The organism is Paenibacillus sp. S02 (genome assembly GCF_019454065.1).
In the GTDB taxonomy this organism is placed as follows: Bacteria; Bacillota; Bacilli; order Paenibacillales; family Paenibacillaceae; genus Paenibacillus; species Paenibacillus polymyxa_B.
Map to the genome: position 1 here is coordinate 115,001 of NZ_CP073682.1, position 21,996 is coordinate 136,996.

20 protein-coding genes, 1 tRNA gene, 2 rRNA genes and 1 riboswitch are annotated in these 21,996 nt (G+C 46.3%); of the genes, 16 read left to right on the forward strand and 7 right to left on the reverse strand.

Annotation, left to right across the window (positions count from 1 at the left end; genetic code table 11):
- Positions 1-104 precede the first annotated feature (104 nt).
- The 12 genes from KAI36_RS00430 (at position 105) to KAI36_RS00485 (ending at position 12,101) form a co-directional block, all read left to right on the forward strand.
- A 23S ribosomal RNA gene (locus tag KAI36_RS00430) occupies positions 105-3,031 on the forward strand.
- A 151-nt stretch (positions 3,032-3,182) separates the two neighbouring features.
- Positions 3,183-3,299, forward strand: a 5S ribosomal RNA gene (gene rrf / locus KAI36_RS00435).
- A gap of 346 nt (positions 3,300-3,645) precedes the next feature.
- The gene (gene guaB / locus KAI36_RS00440) at positions 3,646-5,103 is read left to right on the forward strand and encodes an IMP dehydrogenase (protein ID WP_013308172.1); all 1,458 of its coding nucleotides are present in this window, start codon (positions 3,646-3,648) and stop codon (positions 5,101-5,103) included.
- A 328-nt stretch (positions 5,104-5,431) separates the two neighbouring features.
- The gene (locus KAI36_RS00445) at positions 5,432-6,820 is read left to right on the forward strand and encodes a D-alanyl-D-alanine carboxypeptidase family protein (RefSeq protein ID WP_220026572.1); all 1,389 of its coding nucleotides are present in this window, start codon (positions 5,432-5,434) and stop codon (positions 6,818-6,820) included.
- A gap of 130 nt (positions 6,821-6,950) precedes the next feature.
- Complete coding sequence (gene pdxS, locus KAI36_RS00450) at positions 6,951-7,832, forward strand: pyridoxal 5'-phosphate synthase lyase subunit PdxS (RefSeq protein ID WP_025720037.1); 882 nt, start codon at positions 6,951-6,953, stop codon at positions 7,830-7,832.
- A 16-nt stretch (positions 7,833-7,848) separates the two neighbouring features.
- Complete coding sequence (pdxT, locus tag KAI36_RS00455) at positions 7,849-8,415, forward strand: pyridoxal 5'-phosphate synthase glutaminase subunit PdxT (protein WP_220026573.1); 567 nt, start codon at positions 7,849-7,851, stop codon at positions 8,413-8,415.
- A gap of 36 nt (positions 8,416-8,451) precedes the next feature.
- Complete coding sequence (serS, locus tag KAI36_RS00460) at positions 8,452-9,735, forward strand: serine--tRNA ligase (RefSeq protein WP_220026575.1); 1,284 nt, start codon at positions 8,452-8,454, stop codon at positions 9,733-9,735.
- A gap of 88 nt (positions 9,736-9,823) precedes the next feature.
- Positions 9,824-9,912 (forward strand) — tRNA-Ser (locus KAI36_RS00465).
- A gap of 144 nt (positions 9,913-10,056) precedes the next feature.
- Positions 10,057-10,398 carry a hypothetical protein gene (locus tag KAI36_RS00470; RefSeq protein WP_013308177.1) on the forward strand — a complete coding sequence of 114 codons (342 nt, stop codon included), beginning with the start codon at positions 10,057-10,059 and terminating at the stop codon, positions 10,396-10,398.
- 28 nt (positions 10,399-10,426) lie between these two features.
- Complete coding sequence (locus tag KAI36_RS00475; RefSeq protein WP_007428073.1) at positions 10,427-10,597, forward strand: hypothetical protein; 171 nt, start codon at positions 10,427-10,429, stop codon at positions 10,595-10,597.
- A 72-nt stretch (positions 10,598-10,669) separates the two neighbouring features.
- Positions 10,670-10,825, forward strand: a complete 156-nt coding sequence (locus KAI36_RS00480; RefSeq protein WP_025720032.1) for a small acid-soluble spore protein P — start codon at positions 10,670-10,672, stop codon at positions 10,823-10,825.
- Positions 10,826-11,024: 199 nt separating this feature from the next.
- Positions 11,025-12,101: a hypothetical protein gene (locus KAI36_RS00485; protein ID WP_220026576.1), complete on the forward strand. Its 1,077-nt coding sequence runs from the start codon at positions 11,025-11,027 to the stop codon at positions 12,099-12,101.
- Positions 12,102-12,216: 115 nt separating this feature from the next.
- Here the strand turns inward: KAI36_RS00485 and KAI36_RS00490 are convergent, their stop codons facing one another.
- Positions 12,217-12,783, reverse strand: coding sequence for a GNAT family N-acetyltransferase (locus tag KAI36_RS00490; protein WP_220026578.1), 567 nt, complete (start codon positions 12,781-12,783; stop codon positions 12,217-12,219).
- Positions 12,784-12,843: 60 nt separating this feature from the next.
- Positions 12,844-13,344, reverse strand: coding sequence for a tRNA adenosine(34) deaminase TadA (tadA, locus tag KAI36_RS00495; protein ID WP_220026579.1), 501 nt, complete (start codon positions 13,342-13,344; stop codon positions 12,844-12,846).
- Between the two features lie 328 nt (positions 13,345-13,672).
- Between tadA and KAI36_RS00500 the strand changes: the two genes are divergently transcribed.
- Positions 13,673-15,949 carry a PAS domain S-box protein gene (locus KAI36_RS00500; RefSeq protein ID WP_220026580.1) on the forward strand — a complete coding sequence of 759 codons (2,277 nt, stop codon included), beginning with the start codon at positions 13,673-13,675 and terminating at the stop codon, positions 15,947-15,949.
- Positions 15,950-16,000: 51 nt separating this feature from the next.
- The gene (gene rluF / locus KAI36_RS00505) at positions 16,001-16,702 is read left to right on the forward strand and encodes a 23S rRNA pseudouridine(2604) synthase RluF (protein WP_025723782.1); all 702 of its coding nucleotides are present in this window, start codon (positions 16,001-16,003) and stop codon (positions 16,700-16,702) included.
- A gap of 135 nt (positions 16,703-16,837) precedes the next feature.
- Here rluF and motB read toward each other — a convergent pair whose 3' ends face one another.
- Both motB and motA read right to left on the reverse strand, forming a co-directional pair.
- Positions 16,838-17,665 carry a flagellar motor protein MotB gene (gene motB, locus KAI36_RS00510; RefSeq protein ID WP_025723781.1) on the reverse strand — a complete coding sequence of 276 codons (828 nt, stop codon included), beginning with the start codon at positions 17,663-17,665 and terminating at the stop codon, positions 16,838-16,840.
- Positions 17,658-18,452 (reverse strand): flagellar motor stator protein MotA, encoded by a 795-nt coding sequence (gene motA, locus KAI36_RS00515; RefSeq protein ID WP_025723780.1) that lies wholly within the window; start codon positions 18,450-18,452, stop codon positions 17,658-17,660. The genes motB and motA overlap by 8 nt, the downstream gene beginning before the upstream one ends.
- Positions 18,453-18,639: 187 nt before the next feature.
- Here motA and KAI36_RS00520 point away from each other — a divergent pair, with 187 nt between their 5' ends.
- Entirely contained in the window at positions 18,640-18,933 is a 294-nt protein-coding gene (locus KAI36_RS00520) for a hypothetical protein (RefSeq protein WP_013308186.1), read from the forward strand.
- 117 nt (positions 18,934-19,050) lie between these two features.
- Entirely contained in the window at positions 19,051-19,350 is a 300-nt protein-coding gene (locus KAI36_RS00525; protein ID WP_007428083.1) for a 4a-hydroxytetrahydrobiopterin dehydratase, read from the forward strand.
- A gap of 78 nt (positions 19,351-19,428) precedes the next feature.
- On the opposite strand, the gene KAI36_RS00530 is transcribed toward KAI36_RS00525, so the two are convergent.
- From KAI36_RS00530 to KAI36_RS00540, 3 genes are all read right to left on the reverse strand, one after another.
- Positions 19,429-19,935, reverse strand: coding sequence for a GNAT family N-acetyltransferase (locus KAI36_RS00530; RefSeq protein ID WP_025723777.1), 507 nt, complete (start codon positions 19,933-19,935; stop codon positions 19,429-19,431).
- Positions 19,936-20,238: 303 nt separating this feature from the next.
- Positions 20,239-20,739: a C40 family peptidase gene (locus KAI36_RS00535; protein ID WP_025723776.1), complete on the reverse strand. Its 501-nt coding sequence runs from the start codon at positions 20,737-20,739 to the stop codon at positions 20,239-20,241.
- A 5-nt stretch (positions 20,740-20,744) separates the two neighbouring features.
- A riboswitch (cyclic di-AMP (ydaO/yuaA leader) is annotated at positions 20,745-20,882 on the reverse strand.
- 276 nt (positions 20,883-21,158) lie between these two features.
- Positions 21,159-21,986 carry a hypothetical protein gene (locus tag KAI36_RS00540; RefSeq protein WP_220026581.1) on the reverse strand — a complete coding sequence of 276 codons (828 nt, stop codon included), beginning with the start codon at positions 21,984-21,986 and terminating at the stop codon, positions 21,159-21,161.
- Positions 21,987-21,996 lie beyond the last annotated feature (10 nt).

The following is a 21,996-nucleotide window of genomic DNA, read 5'->3' on the forward strand; positions in this document are numbered from 1 at the left end:
ATCTTGTGTAAACAAGTGAAATAAAGGTAGCTGCCTTGAATTTTATTCACACGTAAGTGTTGAACCGAAATTCAAAGCAAATCGTATTTACCATGTAAATACTAGGTTAAGCTACAAAGAGCACACGGAGGATGCCTAGGCGCCAGGAGCCGACGAAGGACGTGGCGAACAACGATAAGGCCTCGGGGAGCTGTAAGCAAGCTTTGATCCGGGGATGTCCGAATGGGGAAACCCGGCTGTCTTCATCGACAGTCACTTTCTGCTGAATACATAGGCAGAATAGAGGCAGACCAGGGGAACTGAAACATCTAAGTACCCTGAGGAAGAGAAAACAATAGTGATTCCGTCAGTAGCGGCGAGCGAACGCGGATTAGCCCAAACCAAGGAGCTTGCTCCTTGGGGTTGTGGGACGTCTCACATGGAGTTACAAAGGAACCGGTTAGATGAAGAGGTCTGGAAAGGCCCGCCAGAGAAGGTAAAAGCCCTGTAGTTCAAAACTTGTTCTCTCCGAGACGGATCCCGAGTAGTGCGGGGCACGTGAAACCCCGTATGAATCCGGCAGGACCATCTGCCAAGGCTAAATACTCCCTGGCGACCGATAGTGAAGCAGTACCGTGAGGGAAAGGTGAAAAGCACCCCGGAAGGGGAGTGAAATAGATCCTGAAACCGTGTGCTTACAAGAAGTCAGAGCCCGATCTATGGGTGATGGCGTGCCTTTTGTAGAATGAACCGGCGAGTTACGTTCCCGTGCAAGGTTAAGGTGAAGAGCTGAAGCCGCAGCGAAAGCGAGTCTGAATAGGGCGAATGAGTACGTGGACGTAGACCCGAAACCGGGTGATCTACCCCTGTCCAGGGTGAAGGTGCGGTAACACGCACTGGAGGCCCGAACCCACGCATGTTGAAAAATGCGGGGATGAGGTGGGGGTAGCGGAGAAATTCCAATCGAACCCGGAGATAGCTGGTTCTCCCCGAAATAGCTTTAGGGCTAGCCTCGGAAAAAAGAATCGTGGAGGTAGAGCACTGATTGGGTGCGGGGCCCGCAAGGGTTACCAAGCTCAGTCAAACTCCGAATGCCATAGATTTAGTTCCGGGAGTCAGACAGTGAGTGCTAAGATCCATTGTCGAAAGGGAAACAGCCCAGACCATCAGCTAAGGTCCCCAAGTGTGTGTTAAGTGGGAAAGGATGTGGAGTTGCACAGACAACCAGGATGTTGGCTTAGAAGCAGCCACCATTGAAAGAGTGCGTAATAGCTCACTGGTCGAGTGACTCTGCGCCGAAAATGTAACGGGGCTAAACACACCACCGAAGCTATGGCTTGATGCTTGCATCAGGGGTAGGGGAGCGTTGAATGCGGGTTGAAGGTGTACCGTAAGGAGCGCTGGACTGCATTCAAGTGAGAATGCCGGTATGAGTAACGAAAAGATCTGTGAGAATCAGATCCGCCGAAAGCCTAAGGGTTCCTGAGGAAGGTTCGTCCGCTCAGGGTAAGTCGGGACCTAAGGCGAGGCCGATAGGCGTAGTCGAAGGACAACAGGTCGAAATTCCTGTACCACCGTAATCCGTTATGAGCGATGGGGTGACGCAGTAGGGTAGTGACGCGGACTGATGGATGTCCGTCTAAGCAGTGAGGCTGGTGTGTAGGCAAATCCGCACATCGTAAGGCTGGGCTGTGATGGGGAGCGAAAATTGTAGTAGCGAAGGTCATGATCTCAGACTGCCAAGAAAAGCCTCTAGCCAGGAGAAGGTGCCCGTACCGCAAACCGACACAGGTAGGCGAGAAGAGAATTCTAAGGCGCGCGGAAGAACTCTCGTTAAGGAACTCGGCAAAATGACCCCGTAACTTCGGGAGAAGGGGTGCCTCGGTAGGGTGAATAGCCCGAGGGGGCCGCAGTGAAAAGGCCCAAGCGACTGTTTAGCAAAAACACAGGTCTGTGCGAAGCCGCAAGGCGAAGTATACGGGCTGACGCCTGCCCGGTGCTGGAAGGTTAAGGGGAGTGGTAAGCCCTTCGGGGCGAAGCTATGAACCGAAGCCCCAGTAAACGGCGGCCGTAACTATAACGGTCCTAAGGTAGCGAAATTCCTTGTCAGGTAAATTCTGACCCGCACGAATGGCGTAACGACTTGGGCGCTGTCTCAACGAGAGATCCGGTGAAATTTTAATACCTGTGAAGATGCAGGTTACCCGCGACAAGACGGAAAGACCCCATGGAGCTTTACTGCAGCTTGATATTGAATTTGGGTACGATCTGTACAGGATAGGTGGGAGCCGTTGAATCTTGAGCGCCAGCTTGAGAGGAGGCATCCTTGGGATACCACCCTGATCGTATCTAGGTTCTAACTTGGTACCGTAATCCGGTGCGAGGACAGTGTCAGGTGGGCAGTTTGACTGGGGCGGTCGCCTCCTAAAGAGTAACGGAGGCGCCCCAAGGTTCCCTCAGAATGGTTGGAAATCATTCGAAGAGTGCAAAGGCAGAAGGGAGCTTGACTGCGAGACCTACAAGTCGAGCAGGGACGAAAGTCGGGCTTAGTGATCCGGTGGTACCGCATGGAAGGGCCATCGCTCAACGGATAAAAGCTACCCTGGGGATAACAGGCTTATCTCCCCCAAGAGTCCACATCGACGGGGAGGTTTGGCACCTCGATGTCGGCTCATCGCATCCTGGGGCTGAAGTAGGTCCCAAGGGTTGGGCTGTTCGCCCATTAAAGCGGTACGCGAGCTGGGTTCAGAACGTCGTGAGACAGTTCGGTCCCTATCTGTCGTGGGCGTAGGAAATTTGAGAGGAGCTGTCCTTAGTACGAGAGGACCGGGATGGACGTACCGCTGGTGTACCAGTTGTTCCGCCAGGAGCACCGCTGGGTAGCTATGTACGGAAGGGATAAGCGCTGAAAGCATCTAAGCGTGAAGCCCCCCTCAAGATGAGATTTCCCAATTAGTAAGACCCCTTGAAGACGACGAGGTAGATAGGTTGGGGGTGGAAGTGCAGTAATGCATGGAGCTGACCAATACTAATCGGTCGAGGGCTTATCCTAAAATAAAACGCAAATGAGTTTCGGATCCAGTTTTCAGGGTGTAACCTTGAAGGTATGTACAAGTGACATACGACAAGCGCATGGCTATTCATTCACACGATAAGTGATGAACCGAATAACCGTACGGTAGAATTTACGATGTAAATTCATGTTTGGTGGCGATAGCGGAGGGGTTCCACACGTACCCATCCCGAACACGACCGTTAAGCCCTCCAGCGCCGATGGTACTTGGACCGCAGGGTCCTGGGAGAGTAGGACGTCGCCAAGCAGCAAGCAAAGAGGATCATGATCTCATTGAGATCATGATCCTCTTTGGTATATTACGGTACAAACCACTTATATAATTGCTTCTATGCTGCGCATTCAAAGAGGAGATATGCTCTTGTAAATAGTTATTACCTTTGGAAACGCTTATTTTTAAAGGTTGTCCTTCGTAGGAGTACAGTTGTTTGTACAGGGAAATACTAAAGGTTAGGGCTATTGATGAAGGCTTGACACCCCTATACCGCTTTGCTAAGATGGCAATAATATATTTTCAGAGAGCCTTGATTTGTCCATGTCGGACAGACAACAAGACCAATACAGACTAAACAATTTGAAGGAGGATCATCTTGGTGTGGGAAGATAAATTCGGTAAGGAAGGCCTTACCTTTGACGATGTTTTGCTGGTACCTCGCAAGTCGGTGGTTCTGCCCAAAGAAGTAAGCGTAGCGACTCGTTTGAGTGATAACGTAAAGCTGAATATTCCTTTGATGAGTGCTGGTATGGATACTGTTACGGAGGCAGTGTTGGCAATCGCGATGGCTCGTGAGGGCGGTATCGGTATTATTCATAAAAATATGTCGATTGAACAGCAAGCGGTAGAGGTGGATCGGGTTAAACGTTCGGAGAGCGGTGTTATCACCAATCCATTCTCATTGACTCCGGATCATTTGGTATCCGATGCTGAAGCAGTTATGGGTAAATACCGTATTTCTGGTGTACCTGTTGTAAACGAAGAAAACAAACTGGTGGGTATTATTACTAACCGCGATCTTCGCTTTATTCACGATTTTAACCTTAAAATCAGTGAAGTCATGACGAAGGAAGAACTGGTAACTGCACCTGTAGGTACGACTTTACAGGAAGCGGAAGTCATTTTGCAAAAGCATAAAATTGAAAAGCTCCCTTTGGTCGATGATGAAAATTATCTCAAAGGCCTTATCACTATTAAAGATATTGAGAAAGCTATTCAATTTCCGAACGCAGCGAAAGATGCACAAGGCCGTCTTCTGGTCGGTGCGGCTGTCGGCATTTCCAAGGATACATTTGATCGGACTGAAGCACTTGTAAAAGCTGGTGTGGATATGATTGTAGTGGACTCTGCTCACGGGCATCATATTAACATTATTGAAGCAGTCCGCAAGCTGCGTGAAGCTTATCCTGATCTGACGATTGTAGCAGGTAATGTAGCTACTGGTGACGGAACGCGCGAATTGATTGAAGCTGGAGCATCGGTCGTAAAAGTCGGTATTGGTCCAGGCTCCATCTGTACAACACGCGTAATCGCAGGGATTGGTGTTCCACAAGTAACAGCAATTTATGATTGTGCAACAGTAGCACGTGAATATAATATTCCGATTATTGCAGACGGCGGTATTAAATACTCCGGTGAAATTACAAAGGCCATTGCGGCAGGAGCTTCTGCGGTAATGCTGGGAAGTCTTTTTGCAGGTACGGAAGAAAGCCCAGGCGAATCTGAAATTTATCAAGGACGCCGTTTCAAAGTATATCGTGGCATGGGATCTATGGCTGCGATGAAGCAAGGTAGTAAAGATCGTTATTTCCAAGATGACGACAAGAAATTGGTACCGGAAGGCATAGAAGGACGTGTTGCTTATAAAGGACCACTTTCCGACACTGTTCATCAGCTGTTGGGCGGTCTTCGTTCTGGTATGGGTTATTGCGGTACAGCTAATATTGAGGAGCTTCGTAACGATACAAGCTTTATCCGTATTACAGGCGCTGGTCTGCGTGAGAGCCATCCGCATGATGTGCAAATTACGAAAGAAGCACCAAACTACTCTCTATAAAGTTCGGCTGTAGTAGACTTGACGACAGGCAGAGCGTATTTCGCTCTGCCTGTCTTTTTTTAGAGATACCCCTGTGATAGAATAGACAAGTGTCCGCCTTTATGATGAAATTATTGATGAATTAGGGCACGTAGGTCTTTTGGACGATTCCTACCAGTGAAGAAGATTCGAGCAGGAAATGCTCATGACAGGATACAACTAAGAAAACGAAATAAAACTGGATTTTATAACATTAAAACATTAATTACATTGGCCAAGTAGAGGCTGTAACCACCGTCTCGTTATACATAGCGGATCGGGTTGAGGTACGAGAGGAGTTTGTATTCATTTGAAAGCGAACAATTTAAAGCAAAATACAAAACGCAGCATGATTAAAAAGAGTGTGACTGCAGTCATGGTGCTTAATATGATGTATATGTCGGCATTGCCTGTTGTAGGCAATTTCGATTCTAGCGTGGCTACTTTTGCAGCTGGAGCGGCAACACAGGCAACCAATATTACGGGGACAGGTTCTATTAACCCCCCTAGTCTGGCACTACGTTCTGCGATTTTGATCGAGCCTTCCACCGGGCAAGTATTGCTGTCTATGAATCCAGATGAGCCACTTCCACCAGCAAGTATGACTAAAATGATGACAGAGTACATCGTGGCTGAACAGGTTAAGCAAGGTAAACTCAAGTGGACGGATAAGGTTACGGTTAACGAGAATGCTTCTAAGAGCATTGGATCACGTATTTTTTTGGCTCAAGGGGATCAACATACGGTAGAAGAGCTTTATATTGCAATGGCGGTGGGTTCTGCTAATGACGCAACAGTAGCCCTTGCTGAACGCGTATCCGGAACCGAGCAGGACTTTGTAAAACTAATGAATGAAACAGCTCAGAAAATGGGCATGAAAAATACGTATTTTATCAACTCGACTGGTTTGGACCGTGGTGATATGCCGAAAGGCTTCCAGCCGGATACAGACCGGGAAACTGTAATGACAGCGAGAGATGCAGCGACATTAGCTAGTAACATTATAAAGGACCACCCGGATTATACACGGTTTACCACAATTCAATCTTACAAATTCCGACCGACTGATAAAGCACCAATTATTAACTACAATTGGATGTTAGAAGCAAACAAAAATATTACTAACTTTAGAAAGTTTGCTTATCCCGGCTTGGACGGAATGAAAACGGGCCATACGAGCAATGCTGGAAACTGTTTTACAGGAACCGCTGAGCGCAACGGAATGCGTCTCATCAGTGTAGTTATGGGAGCAGATTCAGAGCCTCATCGTTTTACAGAGACAGCTAAAGTACTGAACTATGGTTTTGATAATTTTGAAGTGAAGCAGGTTATTGCTCCAAAGACGGTGGTTAAGGGTGTTGAGAATGTGCCAGTGACCAAAGGTACGGAAACAGAAGTACCGATCGTCACCAAGGATGCAGTAAGCTTTATTGTACCTAAGGGTGCGAGCAATCCTAAGGTAACCTTTACAACGAACATTACACCAGCAAGCTCTCTGGTGGCACCTTTGAAGCAAGGGGCCAAAGTCGGAACCATTACGTACACTTACAAGACAGACGGTGTGGATAAAGGGCAGACGAAAACCGTTGATCTGGTTACTACGACGGCAGTAGAAGAGGGCGGCTGGTTCCGAATGCTTTTCCGGGCAATCGGTGATTTCTTCGGAGATCTGTTCCAAGGAATTAAGAACCTCTTCTAAAAAAGCAAAGCTAGGCGACTACCTTGTTTTTCATTACTTATTTTGCAGCTTGAAATGATTGTGTATTTGGCATTCGTGCGGTAAAATATTAAGTTAGAATCTAAACGTAACCCTTACAGGAGGCAACGACATGGAAACGGGAACTTCGCGTGTAAAAAGAGGTATGGCAGAGATGCAAAAAGGCGGCGTAATCATGGATGTCATGAACGCTGAGCAGGCTAAAATTGCAGAGGCAGCAGGAGCCACGGCTGTAATGGCTCTTGAACGGGTGCCTTCGGATATCCGTGCAGCTGGTGGGGTTGCTCGTATGGCTGACCCAACGATTGTGGAAGAAGTTATGAAGGTTGTTTCTATTCCTGTTATGGCTAAGGCTCGCATCGGTCACTTTGTAGAGGCAAAGGTACTGGAATCTCTCGGTGTTGACTATCTCGATGAGAGCGAAGTGCTGACACCTGCGGATGAAGTTTTCCATATTGATAAGCGGGAGTTCACCGTTCCATTTGTTTGTGGAGCCAAGGATCTGGGAGAAGCGCTGCGTCGTATTGGTGAGGGTGCATCTATGATCCGTACGAAGGGCGAACCGGGAACTGGGAATATTGTTGAGGCCGTTCGGCATATGCGTTTTATCAATGGTCAAATTCGCAAGGTGCAAAACTTGTCGAAGGACGAGCTGTATGCAGAGGCGAAAAACCTCGGAGTTGCGTATGAACTGCTGTTGGAAGTGCATGAGCTTGGCAAGCTGCCAGTGGTCAATTTTGCAGCGGGTGGTGTAGCAACACCTGCCGATGCCGCGTTAATGATGCATTTAGGCGCTGATGGCGTCTTTGTAGGTTCTGGTATTTTCAAGTCGGATAGCCCTGAGAAGTTTGCACGTGCAATCGTGGAAGCGACCACTCATTATACGGATTACAAGCTGATTGCAGAAGTCTCCAAGAATTTGGGAACTCCTATGAAAGGCATTGAAATTTCCAAACTGGCACCGCATGAGCGCATGCAGGATCGTGGTTGGTAAGAAAGAAGGGACCGGCATGAAAATAGGTGTATTGTCGCTGCAAGGCGCTGTAGCTGAACATATACGAAGCGTTGAACGTGCGGGTGCGGAAGGTATAGCGGTGAAGAAGATCGAACAGCTCGATGAGCTGTCCGGTCTTATCATTCCCGGTGGTGAAAGTACCACTATCGGTAAGCTAATGCGCAAGTATGATTTTATAGAGGCTGTACGTCAGTTTTCCAATCAAGGCAAGCCTGTATTTGGTACTTGCGCGGGATTGATTGTACTGGCTAAAACGATTCAAGGACAGGAAGAAGCACATTTGGGACTCATGGATATTACAGTATCGCGTAATGCATTTGGTCGCCAAAGAGAAAGCTTTGAAACAGACTTGAACATTAAAGGGATTGAGGAACCGGTTCGTGCTGTATTTATACGCGCGCCATTAATACAGTCTGTTGGAACGGGAGTAGATGTGCTGTCTGAGTATAACGGCGAGATCGTGGCAGCCCGTCAGGGTCATTTGCTGGCTTCATCCTTCCATCCGGAGTTAACAGACGATTACCGGTTACATCAATATTTTGTGGATATGGTCCGCGAATAGTGGAAAGTCAGGTTTGTAGTGTAGGAGGGATTACCTGTGTTAGATATAAAGATTTTACGTAATGAGCTTGGTCGGGTTGAGAAAGCTTTGCAGAACAGGGGGAAATCTCTGGATCTGATTAATGGTTTTACAGATCTGGATGTAAGCCGTCGTGAGTTACTTCAGGAAAGTGAAGGGCTCAAAAATCGTCGAAACGTGGTATCCGGTGAAGTAGCCAAGTTGAAGAAGAATAAGGAAAATGCGGATGATCTTATTGCAGAAATGCGTCAAGTCTCCGATCGTATTAAAGAATTAGATGAGCAAGTACGCGAATTGGAAGTACAGATCGACGAACTGGTGATGTCCATTCCGAATATTCCGAATGAAACAGTACCTGTAGGCGCATCGGAAGAGGATAATGTAGAAATCCGTCGCTGGTCGGTGCCGCGCGAGTTTTCTTTTACACCTAAAGCGCATTGGGAATTGGCTCAGGATCTAGATATTCTTGATTTTGAGGCAGCAGCTAAGGTAACGGGTTCTCGTTTTACGTTCTACAAAGGATTGGGAGCAAGATTAGAGCGTGCGCTGATTAACTTTATGATGGATCTGCACAGCAGTGAGCATGGTTATGAAGAAATGCTTCCTCCATACATTGTAAATCGGGATAGTTTGTACGGAACGGGTCAACTTCCGAAGTTTGAAGAAGATTTGTTCAAGCTGCGTGATACTGAGTATTATCTCATTCCTACGGCTGAAGTTCCGGTAACGAACTACCATCGTGAAGAGATTATGAATGCGGAGCAGCTTCCGAAATATTATGTGGCATACAGCTCTTGCTTTCGCTCAGAGGCAGGATCAGCAGGACGTGATACACGTGGCCTGATCCGTCAGCATCAGTTCAATAAGGTAGAGATGCTTAAGCTGGTTCACCCGGATACCTCTTATGAGGAATTGGAGAAAATGACGAATAACGCTGAGCGTGTTTTACAGCTGCTCGGACTTCCATATCGTGTGCTGGCACTTTGCACTGGAGATATGGGTTTTACGTCTGCCAAAACGTACGATCTGGAAGTATGGTTGCCTGAAAGTGGCATGTACCGCGAGATTTCTTCTTGTTCAAACACAGAAGACTTCCAAGCGCGTCGTGCAAACATCCGGTTTCGTCCAGATTCGAAGGCAAAGCCTGAATTTGTACATACGCTGAACGGTTCAGGATTGGCTGTAGGGCGGACTGTGGCCGCTATTTTGGAGAACTATCAACAAGAGGACGGAAGCATCGTGCTCCCAGAAGTCCTGCGTTCATACATGCGAGGTGTTGAGGTTATTGCTCCTAAGCAGTAAGTGTTGCATTCTTAGAAATCCTGTGGTAAAATAATTTTGTTGCGCCTGAGTATGTTAAAAGGGAAGCAGCTTTATCCATTTACCACCTGGAGAGGTACCGAAGCGGTCATAACGGGGCGGTCTTGAAAACCGTTAGGGGGCAACTCCACATGGGTTCGAATCCCATCCTCTCCGCCATATTCTAAATAAACCAAGTCATTCAAATACGATAGCTGATACATTGGCCTTTATGAGCTAATGATCAGAGATCGTGGAGAATGGCTTTTTTGTTGTATAAAAAGCTCGTTTTTTTCACACGTTATCAGATGTGGAGGTGCTGGCATGAATCGAGAAATGACAGTAGATCAGCAAAAGCTGGTAGAGGCCTGGCAGGAACAACTGCCGATTCTTTTGAATTCAGGGGACAAATCACAGGTACAAGCAGATGAAGCCAACAACCGGGCTATACGAATCCACATCGAGGTTGAAGGCCGACAAATGTACTCCTTTGATTTTGCATGTACTTATGTAGACTCCCGGGAAGTACAGGTTAGCTTAGTCGATGTAGAGCGGGACGGACAGTCTGTGGATGAACGAACAGATATCATTCAGCAGTTAGTGTCCGATTATACTCGGCATATTCACCAATGTGCCCAAACATTACAGTCGTTGACGCATTCGTAGGTCATGAAGGAATGAGGAGGAAGGCTACATGACAAAAGCCAAAAACGGACTGGATAAAAACCTGTCTAACATTGTTGATGATTTGGAGCAACGTCCAGTTAATAGTCATCAGGCACAGCAAGTGCAGCAGGATCGTAATGATCGCCGTCATCAGGATTCACTAAATCACGATAAAACGGAAGATCTACACCATCTATAGTCCTATTTTTAATGGTAATAAACGGATTCGTTGATGTACCAAAAATATAGACTGAGAATGGAGGATGCATAAATGAGCAAGCCTAAAGCCATTCCTGTCCCCGAAGCACAGGATTCTGGTGGAAGTAACGAAAAGCGTGAGCGTAGTCATCAGCAGGAGCCGTTATCCGGTTCCAAGAAGGTGAAACAGCGGAATCACGTGGATCACCATAATAGAGAAGGCTCATAAGCAGACAGACCTTTCTCCTAAAATATATTGCATAGTGTAAGACACCCTGGTCAGAGAGCCAGGGTGTCTTTGTGCTTATTGTAAGAAAATTTTCCAATAAGTGTTTCGCCGTTTGAGAATATGAGTTAAAATAGAGGGTGTGTATTTTTTTTGTTAGCATAAAAAAAGGGGTTAAATACGAGAGGAGAGAATCTACACAATGAGTAAAAAGTTATCCGTCTTGGTACTCACTATGGTGTTGCTTTTGACGGTAGCCCTGGTAGGTTGTAGCAAGAAGTTAGAGCCGAAGGAAGCTGTTACGAACGGTACAGCTAATGCAATGAAATTGAATTCTTATGAATCCAAAAGTCAATTCACGATTAAGGAACTGACCATTACATCCGCTTCTGTTCCAAGTGAGCAAAGTGCAATGGTAACTAGCATGCTGAAAAATGCTGATATTACGTTGGATGGTGTGTACCAAAAGGAACCTTTCCAATCTGAAATGACGCTCGGCATTCATTTGAAAGGTGATCTTTCCACCAGCTTCACGATTCCAATGGTAATGACTAAAGATAAACTGTACGTTAAAATTCCTAATATTCCATTTTACCCGCTTCCACAGGATGTTGTAGGTAAATTCCTGATCATTGATCCACAAGAACTGGCTAAACAATCAGGACAAGAATTTAACCCTGCAGCCATGGATCAGGAAAAATCGCAGAAATTTGCGAATGAAGTGATTGCTGCGATTATGAACGAGTATGATCAAGCTACGTACTTCTTTGATATTGATCCTAAAGACGCTAAATTGCCACAAGGCGTTGAAGCTAAACAAGTAGTTCAGTTTAAAATAACGAACGACAATGTGAAGCAAGCAACCAATACATTTATCACTAAGGCGCTTCCTAAAGTCCTTGATGTGATGTCTAAAGATGAATATGCTAGCATGCTTCAAGTGAAGAAGGAAGAGCTGGCTGAAGCGAAGAAAGAACTGCAATCCAACACCAGCGAAGTTAGCAAAAAGCTGGATGAGTTGAAAAACTACTTGACAGTGAAACAGTTTGATATTAACACAGCTTTGAACAAGGATAACATTCCTGTGTATCAAGACCTGAATGCGAATGTAGAGATGAATGATCCGGCTACAAAAGACAATGTGAAATTGTCCGTAACAGGCTACACGCAATATAGCAAAATCAATGCTAAGGCAGCATTTAAAGTGGGTATTCCAACAGGTGATCAAGTCCTGACTATGGAACAACTGCAACAAAAAATGCAAACTGTTGCTCCTTAAGTATGGGATGACATGATTGCAAAACATCATTTTTTTCGAATTTGATGTAAGAAAACCGCTCGGCATAAGCCGGGCGGTTTTTTATTTACTGTTAATGTTGCCCCTGTGCAGTCATTTAGCTCTGCCACACGTCATCCTCAGCTAAAAGTCCAAACATCTGGTGATCCTGCCATGTGCCCTGAATTTGTACAAGCTTGCGAGCAATGCCCTCTGGCTGGAAGCCGCATTTTTTTAATACACGTTGTGAGCGATCATTATGCAAAAGAGTACCCGCTTGGAGACGATGTAGAGATAAGGCACGAAAGGCATATTGTATGATCAACTTTAAGGCAGCGGTCATATGCCCTTTACCCTGTTCATGATGATCCATCATGTAGCCGATATCAGCGAATTGTCCAACTCCACGTACTAGATTGGAAATGGAGATATAACCGATGAGTCGTTCTTCCTTTAAGAGAAAGATACCGAACACGTAACCTCGATCTTCTTCGGCTTGCCGCAATTTCTGACGGATGTAATCCTGCTGTTTCTCTAATGTGAAAAATGAATCCTCGTTAAGCGGCTCATAAGGCGCATGGGAATCCCTATTTCGGTGCCTAAGGGCGAGAAGGGCTTCGCTATCCGCCAAGCTAAATGGCCGTAAAAAGATACCTTGAGGCGTATTATACAAGCTCATAGGCATGGGGTGATCTCCTTCCATAGGGAATTAGCAATGAGATGAAGTGTTTTGGAATTTTCCCCCTCAGGAGGAAGATGGGGGAGGAGAAAATTTGGCGGCCGCTCTTTTTTGCCGGAGATGCCGAAAAAAGCTCGTTAGCAACGAGGCACATTCCTCCTGAAGTACACCACTGGTTACCTCTGTGCAATGATTGAACCGAGGCTCCTGTAATAAATTCATCAGCGTGCCTGCACAGCCTGCCTTGGGATCTGTGGTGCCGTATATCAGATGGGGGACTCGTGATTGAACAATGGCTCCGGCGCACATCGGGCACGGCTCCAGGGTGACATACAGCCTGCAATCCAGCAGGCGCCAAGCGCCTAAGTGCTCACTGGCCTGACGAATGGCAACCATCTCTGCATGTGCGGTTGGGTCAGCATCCGTCTCGCGCAAATTGTAGCCGCGACCGATGATTTCATTATCTTTTACGATGACAGCTCCGATGGGGACTTCACCCAACGCTTCTGCCTTGTACGCTTCCTGAATGGCTTCTTTCATCCAATAGGCGTGATCCATAGTGGCCACTGGGAAAATGCTCCTTTCAAACGCGGAATTATCCAACGAACAAATATTCCGTTGTTAACATGATGTGAATAAAATTGTGGATAACACGGCACTTGTCCACAGGTTTATCCACAGTTTATAATAAAATCTGTGTATTTGTGGACTACCTGTGGATGATTATCTTCTTATATTGTAGGCAAACGCCCGTCTATTGACAATACTGTACACAAGGTGTGTATTTATGTATATCCGGTAAATGTAAATGCTGGTATCAGAGGCGCTATTACGGTATCATTGAGTTAGCAATTGCCAGTAATCGCCAGCATACGGCAAGAGGTGAGAAATCAGTGTGTCGATAAAAATCAGAATAACGATCATTTTGTCGGGGTCCGTCCTGTTTATCCTGTTGCTAAACATCGCACTCAATTATTACACGACCCACGAAAATCTAAGAAGTGACAGTGAAACTAAAATGGTTCTGACCGCTAAAATTATCGGAGGAGCTATCGAACAAACCCAACATAGCTGGGAGGCCGTTGACAAACAGCTCGGATATAATCTGTGGCTTTCTGCCACGTTGGCTGCCAATCAGCTCGATCCTGACATCCGAAATATTCAGCAGGAACAGCTTCAACAGATAGCCACACTCCACAGGGATATTAATATTTCTTTGATGATTCGAGACGGGCAGGGGTATAAGGTTGTCAAATCCTCCGATCCTAAAGAAGTAACGCCATCCGATCCATTGACCGGGCATTGGAAAAATGCAGTTGACCAATTATATGAGCATGGACAGGCTGCAATGGCGCAAGGTCAGAAACTGGATCATTTTTGGACCGGATCATTTGACTACACGGGTTCAGACTCCTCACATATTAATAAATGGGGATTTTATTATGACCAAAAACGTAACTACTTAATTCGAATTTCCTTTCAGGATACTTCAGTACAAAATTTCATAACCATCCTGAGTCCCGATGAGATCGTAAAGCAAACCCAACAAGTGGATTATCGCATCATGGAGATTACAGGAATTAACCCTGCAACCTTTGGTGGCGCTACGATGGACAAGAACGGGAACGACCGGAAATACTATTACATGTACAACAAACCGATTCAATTCGGCACGTATCAACTAACGAGAGTGCAGGAGGATCGTTTGGCCGTGTCCAGGGCTATCATCTCGGGGGAGAGTATTGTACAAGACTGCTATATTAAAGGCGAACGGGTTCTCGTCAGTTACATACCTTTTTATCCGGCTAACCGTGATGCCTATGTTATTCGTATTGTTATGAATTATGATACGATCACTTCTGTTATTTCTAAGCAATTGATTAGTTTAATTGCCATTTCTATTGTCCTTTTAGAGGTTGTGATCATTGGAAGCTATGTGCTTGCCAGTCTGTTTGTCCGTCCAATTCAGTCGATTCTGGGCAAAGTGAACGAGATGGCTGATGGTCATTTTGATACACGGCTAGAAATCAAGGGTGGTCATGAGCTTGCACAGTTGGGTGAGCGCATCAATGCGATGGCCTACAATTTGGGGGTGTATACGAGAAGACTCGAACAGATGTATGAAGAGAACCGTTCTGTAAAGGAGCATCTAGAATCGGTTATTAATCAGACAGCAGATGCGATTCATGTGACTGACGAGGAGGATCGTGTCGTTCGGGTCAATCATGCCTTCGAAGCTTTGTACGGCTGGACCAAGAAAGAATTGGTTGGTCGTAAGCTGGAGTTTGTACCTCCGCAGCAACAGGAGGAGTATGAATTTCAGAAGAAGAGCCTGCTTCAGGGAGAGAGCATCGTATCAAGTGAGTCCCTTAGAATGCGTAAGGATGGAAGTACGGTAGAGATTAGTATGAGCACGTCGCCTATTCTGGATGAAGAAGGCCAGATTTTGGGGTTTATCTGCGTGTCGCGTGATATCACGGGTCGCAACCGGATGGAGGAGCTGTTGCGTAGATCAGAGAAACTGACAACCGTCGGACAACTAGCGGCAGGTGTAGCGCATGAGATTCGTAATCCGCTAACCACGCTACGTGGCTTTCTCCAACTACAGCAGCAAAATCAAGTGTTGAATATGAAACACAACGATATTATGATGTCTGAGCTGGATCGGATTAATTTGATCGTAAGCGAGTTTTTAATACTGGCGAAGCCACAGGCAGTGCATTTTCAGAAAAAAGATGTTCGCTATATTGTGAGCGATGTGATTTCTTTACTAGATAGTCAAGCGCATCTGCTGGGCATTGTATTCAATCTTCAGGTCACGGACGAGCCTGCCCTGGTATACGCCGAAGAAAATCAGTTAAAACAGGTATTCATTAATTTACTTAAAAATAGCATGGAGGCTATGAGTAAAGGTGGTATCATCACGATTCATTTGTTCTTGGAGGGAGAAAGCGTTAAAATCTTCATACGGGACCAGGGAACGGGTATTCCTGCAGAAATGCTGTCCAAGCTAGGAGAACCTTTTTTCACAAACAAAGAAACAGGGACAGGACTAGGACTTATGGTCAGCCAGCGTATTATACAGAGTCATAAAGGCACACTGGATATTGAAAGCACAGAGGGAGAGGGAACGACAGCCCTGGTGCAGCTTCCGATTGCCAAGCCGGAGTAACGGGCTGGGGCGCAGGAGGAAGTGTGTTAGTAGAAATGGAGGGTACACAGGTTGCGCATTAACAAGTTTATCAGCGAAACCGGTTTTTGCTCGCGCCGGGAGGCAGACAAGCTGGTAGAGAGCGGCCGCGTGACGATTAACGGCGAAGTGGCTGTGCTGGGTAGTCAAGCGGAGGAAGGCGATGATGTTCGCGTGAACGGCAAGCCACTGCGCGAGAAGTCCGATCACGTCTATATTGCATTGAACAAGCCGGTGGGCATTACAAGCACAACGGAGAGCCACATTAGAGGCAATGTTGTTGATTTTGTGGGGCACCCGCAGCGGATATTCCCGATTGGACGCCTGGATAAGGATTCGGAAGGTCTCATTTTACTTACCAATGATGGAGACATTGTGAATAAGATTTTACGGGCAGAAGGCAAGCATGAGAAAGAATATATCGTAACGGTGGATCGCCCTGTCATACCGTCTTTTGTGCAGGGCATGTCCAGCGGGGTGAAAATACTCGGTCAGCGGACGCTACCTTGTGAGGTGACGCGTGTATCTGAGTATGTATTCCGTATTATCCTGACAGAAGGGAAAAATCGTCAGATCCGGCGTATGTGTGCTGCCTTCGGTTATGAAGTTAAAAAACTGCAACGGCTGCGAATCATGAATATTCGGTTGGGGTCCCTTCAGAAAGGTGCCTGGCGTGATCTGACAGAGGCTGAGAAGCTGGAGCTTGGGCAGATGCTCGATTATACGCTTAGCTAATGCCAGAGGGGCTTTATATAGCCTACAACGTATGATCCTCGTATCTGACAGGGCCAGAGTACAGGAAGCAAAAACAAAGAGGCACCAGCTGCATAAAAATGCGGCGGTGCCTTTGTTCATATAACATATGCATAATCAACCTTCACTCGAGCTTGAGGTAGGACTGATGACTTGTGTCCCGTTCTGATATTTGCGGAGAACAGATATTTCAACACGTCGGTTTTTGGAGCGTCCTTGACCATCTTGATTGCTTGCCAATGGACGATACTCGCCATAACCGATGGATACAAACTTGGTTGGATCGAGATCTGGATTGAGCAACAAGATACGCAAGAAATTCAGAGAGCGCTTGGCGCTCAAATCAAAGTTGGACGGGAACTGGCTGTTGGAGATCGGTACATTATCCGTGTGACCCGATACGATAACATCATAGCCAGGGAACTGCTGAAGCATACTAGAAATAGACTTGGCCAGCTTTCTTGCTTCCGGCTTTACTTCGGCCTGCCCGGATGAAAACAAGGCATTATCACTAATGGTGATCATTAGCTGCGATTGGTTTAGCTTGGTATTCAGCAACGGGGTCAGGCCGTTATTTTGAATATATTGATCCATCTGTTTTTTAAGCTTTTTTAAATCTTCTTCTTCCCGCTGGGCCAACTGTTTTTGCAGTTCAGAGGTAGAAGTAGCCTTCGATTTTAAGGGTTGTGATACTTGTTCTTTATTTTTGCCCATATCCATGGATTGTGACGACGGATTCGCGGCCGAGTGATCCAGCACGCCAGTGCCGCCACTAAAAGCTGCACTCAGGGATTGAGCCATAGTTTCAAATTTTTTGGCGTCGAGCGAGCTCATACCGAATAAGACAATGAAAAGAGCCAACAGAAGGGTCATTAAGTCGGAATATGGCAATAGCCAGCTTTCGTCAGCATGCTCTTCATGCGGTTCATGTCTCTTTTTACTCACTGGAATCGCCATCCTTCTGGGTCATCGTAGCCCGTTCGGTCGGAGTCAGGAAGATCGTCAGTTTCTGACTGATGGCAATCGTCGATATCCCCGATTGAATGGAAAGCAGACCTTCGACCATCATTAATTTAAGCTCTACTTCTTTTTTGGATAACCGTTTGAGCTTGTTGGACATCGGATGCCACAGGACATAACCTGTAAAAATACCGAGCAACGTCGCAATGAAGGCTGCTGCAATGGCATGAGAGAGCTTTTCCATGTCACTAAGGTCGGCCAGAGCGGCGATCAGACCTACAACCGCACCGAGTACCCCGAGCGTTGGAGCGTACATACCAGCTTGAGAGAAGATCAGCGCGCCAGAGCGATGTCGATCTTCGGTAGCATTGATATCCTCCATCAGAACGTCCCGTACGAATTCCTGATCATTTCCGTCAATAATCATTCGCATGCCGCCACGCATAAAGGGATCGTCGATTTCCTCTACCTTAGATTCCAAGGCGAGCAGACCTTCACGACGGGTAATGGATGCCCACTCGGTAAACGTACCGATGAGCTCTTTGCGGTCTAACAGTTTTTGTTCGGTGAAAATAACCTTGAACAGCTTCGGAATCCGTTTGATTTCTGCCATCGGGAAGGCCATAAATATACTCGCTGCCGTTCCGACGAAAATAATCATGTAAGCAGCGGGATTATTGACCAGATTGACGACCGGAGCGCCTTTTAAGATCATCCCGACGACCAGTGACACAATCCCGAGCACAAGTCCGATAATGGTTGAAATTTGCATGATACACCTCATCCATGAGAATAGATTTTGAATCCTTTCATGCCGCCGGGGTCGTCCTTGCCCCAAGCGCGTCATTACAAGACGGATTATAGTATTTATCGACAAAACTCTCTTTTTTGTTAAGTGCGAATTTCCGGTATAATAAGGTGATTATGTATTGAATGGCGGAACCATTGGAGGAAATGGCATGGGAGTAAAGCATGGACGTGAGTATGAACAAATTTTGAACGATTTGACAGAGGCTGTGGGACGCATCCCAGACAGCTATGAATTTTTTGAGATGGAAGCAGAAGATTGGGACAGGCTGGACCCGGCGGGGCGTCAGGAAGTCAATGAAGCTTTGGCAGAAGACTTATTTTATGCACTGGGTACAGAGCCCACAATCACTGTAGGCAGTGGCGTTGTGATCTATGAGCCGGAGCAGCATCGTATCTATGTACTCATTGGAGACGAGGAGCTGACGTCAGTCCCTTTGATTTGAGGTCCGTCTTATGGATTTATCAACGGGGCCGTGGTAATATGTACACCAATATATCGTAGTTTTGGCCGTATTTAAGCGGTCGAAAGGCTTCCGTATAAACGGGGAGGAGTTCGTAACATGCCTTTTACACAAGAAGAGATTGAAGCACATCTGGAGAAACTGGAGGGCTGGGAACTGGAGGAAGGACGTTGGATCGTTCGGAAATATAATTTTTCCAGTTTTATGAAAGGGATTGCATTCGTGGATGAAGTTGCCGCTATATCTGAAGCATTCAATCATCATCCATTTATTACGATTGATTACAAGACCGTGACTCTGCGTTTGACCTCTTGGGACGACGGCGGTATTATGGCCGTGGATATTAAGGAAGCCCAACAATATAATGAAGCTTTTGAAAAAATGCGCAGCAGTCATTGAGCTTGTAATGATCTGTCGTATGATGATAAAAGCGCCTTCGCTATACAACATCGCGGTTGTATGCCGAAGGCGCTTTTATCATAGAACCTGGGTTTGGTGCTCGGGACGATATACCATACAATAAAACGGTTTTTTGCCATCGGGAGTTTGGCGTTCATAGGTATCTGTAAGCTCAAATCCAGCCGCCTTGTAAGCCCGGATAGCGCGATGATTCCAAGTGAGTACCTCTAGATCAATTTCATTCTTCGGGTTGCGTCGTTGGGCTTCCTCTGCAATGGCACGGACAAAATCAGAGCCTTTGCCATGTCCGCATCTTTCAGGATGCATTCCAAGACCTAGCCGGGTCACACCGATCATAGGAAAATATTGAGCAAATCCCGTCAGCTTATTCTCTTCATCCAGTACAGCAACATATTGCTCTTGGCGAAGCGTGGGACTTCCAAATTCGACTTCAAGCGCCTTCATTTGTTCCCAGGGGAGCCAACCGTATATATTATAAGGTGGATCATAGCGCCACTCACAGATTGCAGCCGCTTGATGCTCGTCCATCGGTACGATCCGATAGTTAGATATTGAGGCCGGCATGTGTTCCATCCTCCTTTTACAGGTACTTCAACCATTAACAACAGATTGTAGACAAGTTGCAGGGGAATGGCAAGCGTGTTTATTTCATACCCAAGTCGGGTATACAATCAATAAGAAGGAATTACTGCTCATATGCTCCCCCAGCGCTGACGGTAAAACCGACGATGTTCGCTAAAATTGAAACCTTTTGAGGCTTCAGTTCGTCAGTAATGATAATAATTGCTGATGTAGTGGACATAAAAAACCGCAATTCGATTCCGGCCAGAATCAAATTGCGGCTAGGGTTAGCTTGCTGTGCGTTAGTTATTCTACGTTGTCGTCATCAGGAATTTCTGAAGCTACAGAATGGTAAGCGTCTGTGCTCATAATTCTTTTTGCACCGACATAGCGGTTAGCGTAATAATTTTCGTTCAGTGAGCTAACTACTACACCACGTGAAGTCGAGGAGTGGGCAAATTTCCCTTCACCTACGAAGATACCTACATGGGAAATGCCTCTTCCTGTAGTGTTGAAGAACACCAGGTCTCCAGGTCTCATTTCATCGCGGGATACAGAAGATCCCATTTTGAACTGTGATCCGGATTGATGCGGAAGTTTAATTCCCAGTTTGTTGAATACATACATTGTGAAGCCGGAGCAATCGAATCCCTCGAGTGTAGTGCCTCCGCTTCTGTAGCTCGTTCCTTTGGCATCTTGAATGACCTGGTCCATCTTAGAGTCTGCATATGCACTGCCGCCACCGAATGTAAAAGATGTAAAGGCAATGGCAAGACCCATAGCTGCGATCGTTAGCTTCTTCTTCAAAAAAAATATACCCCTTCCAATGCCTGCGAGGTTAGCTTAAGGATTCGGTAGAAGGTTCCCCTATGACCACTCTGTTGCGAGATCAATTCACCCAAACTGGTTCCCCCGCTTCCTAGGTGCCAGGAATTAGGCTTAACTTAAGATGTGCACCTTGGAGAGCAGTATTCACAATAACGTTATTTTTGAGATAAAGGTTACAATAAAGATTACAAAGTTGTTACTATCAGTTCACTGCGATTATTGTAACAAAGACGGCTGGCTTTGGCAAATGTTTCATTGCAAAAAGTTACAAAAAAAATCTGCTCCTAATGTCCAAGGAACAGATCTTGTTAACAGTATTCAGTTATGTGTCGTTTGCGCGGATATGAATCAAGATTTTTCGACAGACGGAAATGAAGTAAAAAACACAAAGGCAGGGCTTAACTTCTACTGGAGATATCGGTATGCCATAGTCTGTACTGCGAACTGATATGCCACAGCCTGACCAGACTAGTAACAAAATGATACGATTGCTGGAGAATGAGCGCCAGCATGCCAGTCCAAATCATCGCCACGGTGCCAAATAGACCGAAGACCAGCAGCACACAAGCACCAAGCAAAAGAGATATACCGACAGCTGGAAGGAGCTGGCGAAAGAAGGCGAGCAGGGACGATAGTATGGCGTGACCACCGACAGTCCCCAGTTGCATATACAGGATGCACTGCCGAATGAACCATCCGTATGCCATCCATCCCATGACATAGGGCAACAAATGCAGCAGATAAGAGGAAGATTGAAGTGCTCCTGCTACAATAGGGTAGAGTCTCGGTACTACCCAAAAGGAGGGAAGCAGCAGCAGTCCCAACTCGATGGTGTAATACAACAGCGACGACATGCCATGGCGTTTCATACCCTTGAAAAAGGACAGGCTTTGCGGTTCAGTCGCATCGGTATGCAGGCTTTGATATATTCCGGCTCTAATGAAGGGAGTGATCAGTATGCGTAGTACAGTCGCCCCTAGTAGTATCCACAAATACACATGTACTTCCCGGCTGTCCATCAGAGCAATCTGGCTCTCCATCCAAAACAAGGTCTGTCCCAGCTCGTTTTGACCCTGATCAGGATAACGGAGCAGTAGCGGGATAACGGCAGACTGCACCAGCCGATAGAGAAACACCCCCCACAGTAGTCGATACAGAAATAAAATGATAACGATATAGAATCGTATGCGCACCAGCGCCCAGCCCTCTTTTATAATAGTCCGCATCTATAGACAC

Bases quoted from the DNA above. Each gene is read 5' to 3' on its own strand.
- pdxS (WP_025720037.1), top strand. From the start codon at position 6,951: ATGGAAACGGGAACTTCGCGTGTAAAAAGAGGTATGGCAGAGATGCAA.
- pdxT (WP_220026573.1), top strand. From the start codon at position 7,849: ATGAAAATAGGTGTATTGTCGCTGCAAGGCGCTGTAGCTGAACATATA.
- KAI36_RS00470 (WP_013308177.1), top strand. From the start codon at position 10,057: ATGAATCGAGAAATGACAGTAGATCAGCAAAAGCTGGTAGAGGCCTGG.
- KAI36_RS00475 (WP_007428073.1), top strand. From the start codon at position 10,427: ATGACAAAAGCCAAAAACGGACTGGATAAAAACCTGTCTAACATTGTT.
- KAI36_RS00480 (WP_025720032.1), top strand. From the start codon at position 10,670: ATGAGCAAGCCTAAAGCCATTCCTGTCCCCGAAGCACAGGATTCTGGT.
- KAI36_RS00485 (WP_220026576.1), top strand. From the start codon at position 11,025: ATGAGTAAAAAGTTATCCGTCTTGGTACTCACTATGGTGTTGCTTTTG.
- KAI36_RS00490 (WP_220026578.1), bottom strand. From the start codon at position 12,783: ATGCCTATGAGCTTGTATAATACGCCTCAAGGTATCTTTTTACGGCCA.
- motA (WP_025723780.1), bottom strand. From the start codon at position 18,452: ATGCAAATTTCAACCATTATCGGACTTGTGCTCGGGATTGTGTCACTG.
- KAI36_RS00520 (WP_013308186.1), top strand. From the start codon at position 18,640: ATGGGAGTAAAGCATGGACGTGAGTATGAACAAATTTTGAACGATTTG.
- KAI36_RS00525 (WP_007428083.1), top strand. From the start codon at position 19,051: ATGCCTTTTACACAAGAAGAGATTGAAGCACATCTGGAGAAACTGGAG.
- KAI36_RS00530 (WP_025723777.1), bottom strand. From the start codon at position 19,935: ATGCCGGCCTCAATATCTAACTATCGGATCGTACCGATGGACGAGCAT.
- KAI36_RS00540 (WP_220026581.1), bottom strand. From the start codon at position 21,986: ATGCGGACTATTATAAAAGAGGGCTGGGCGCTGGTGCGCATACGATTC.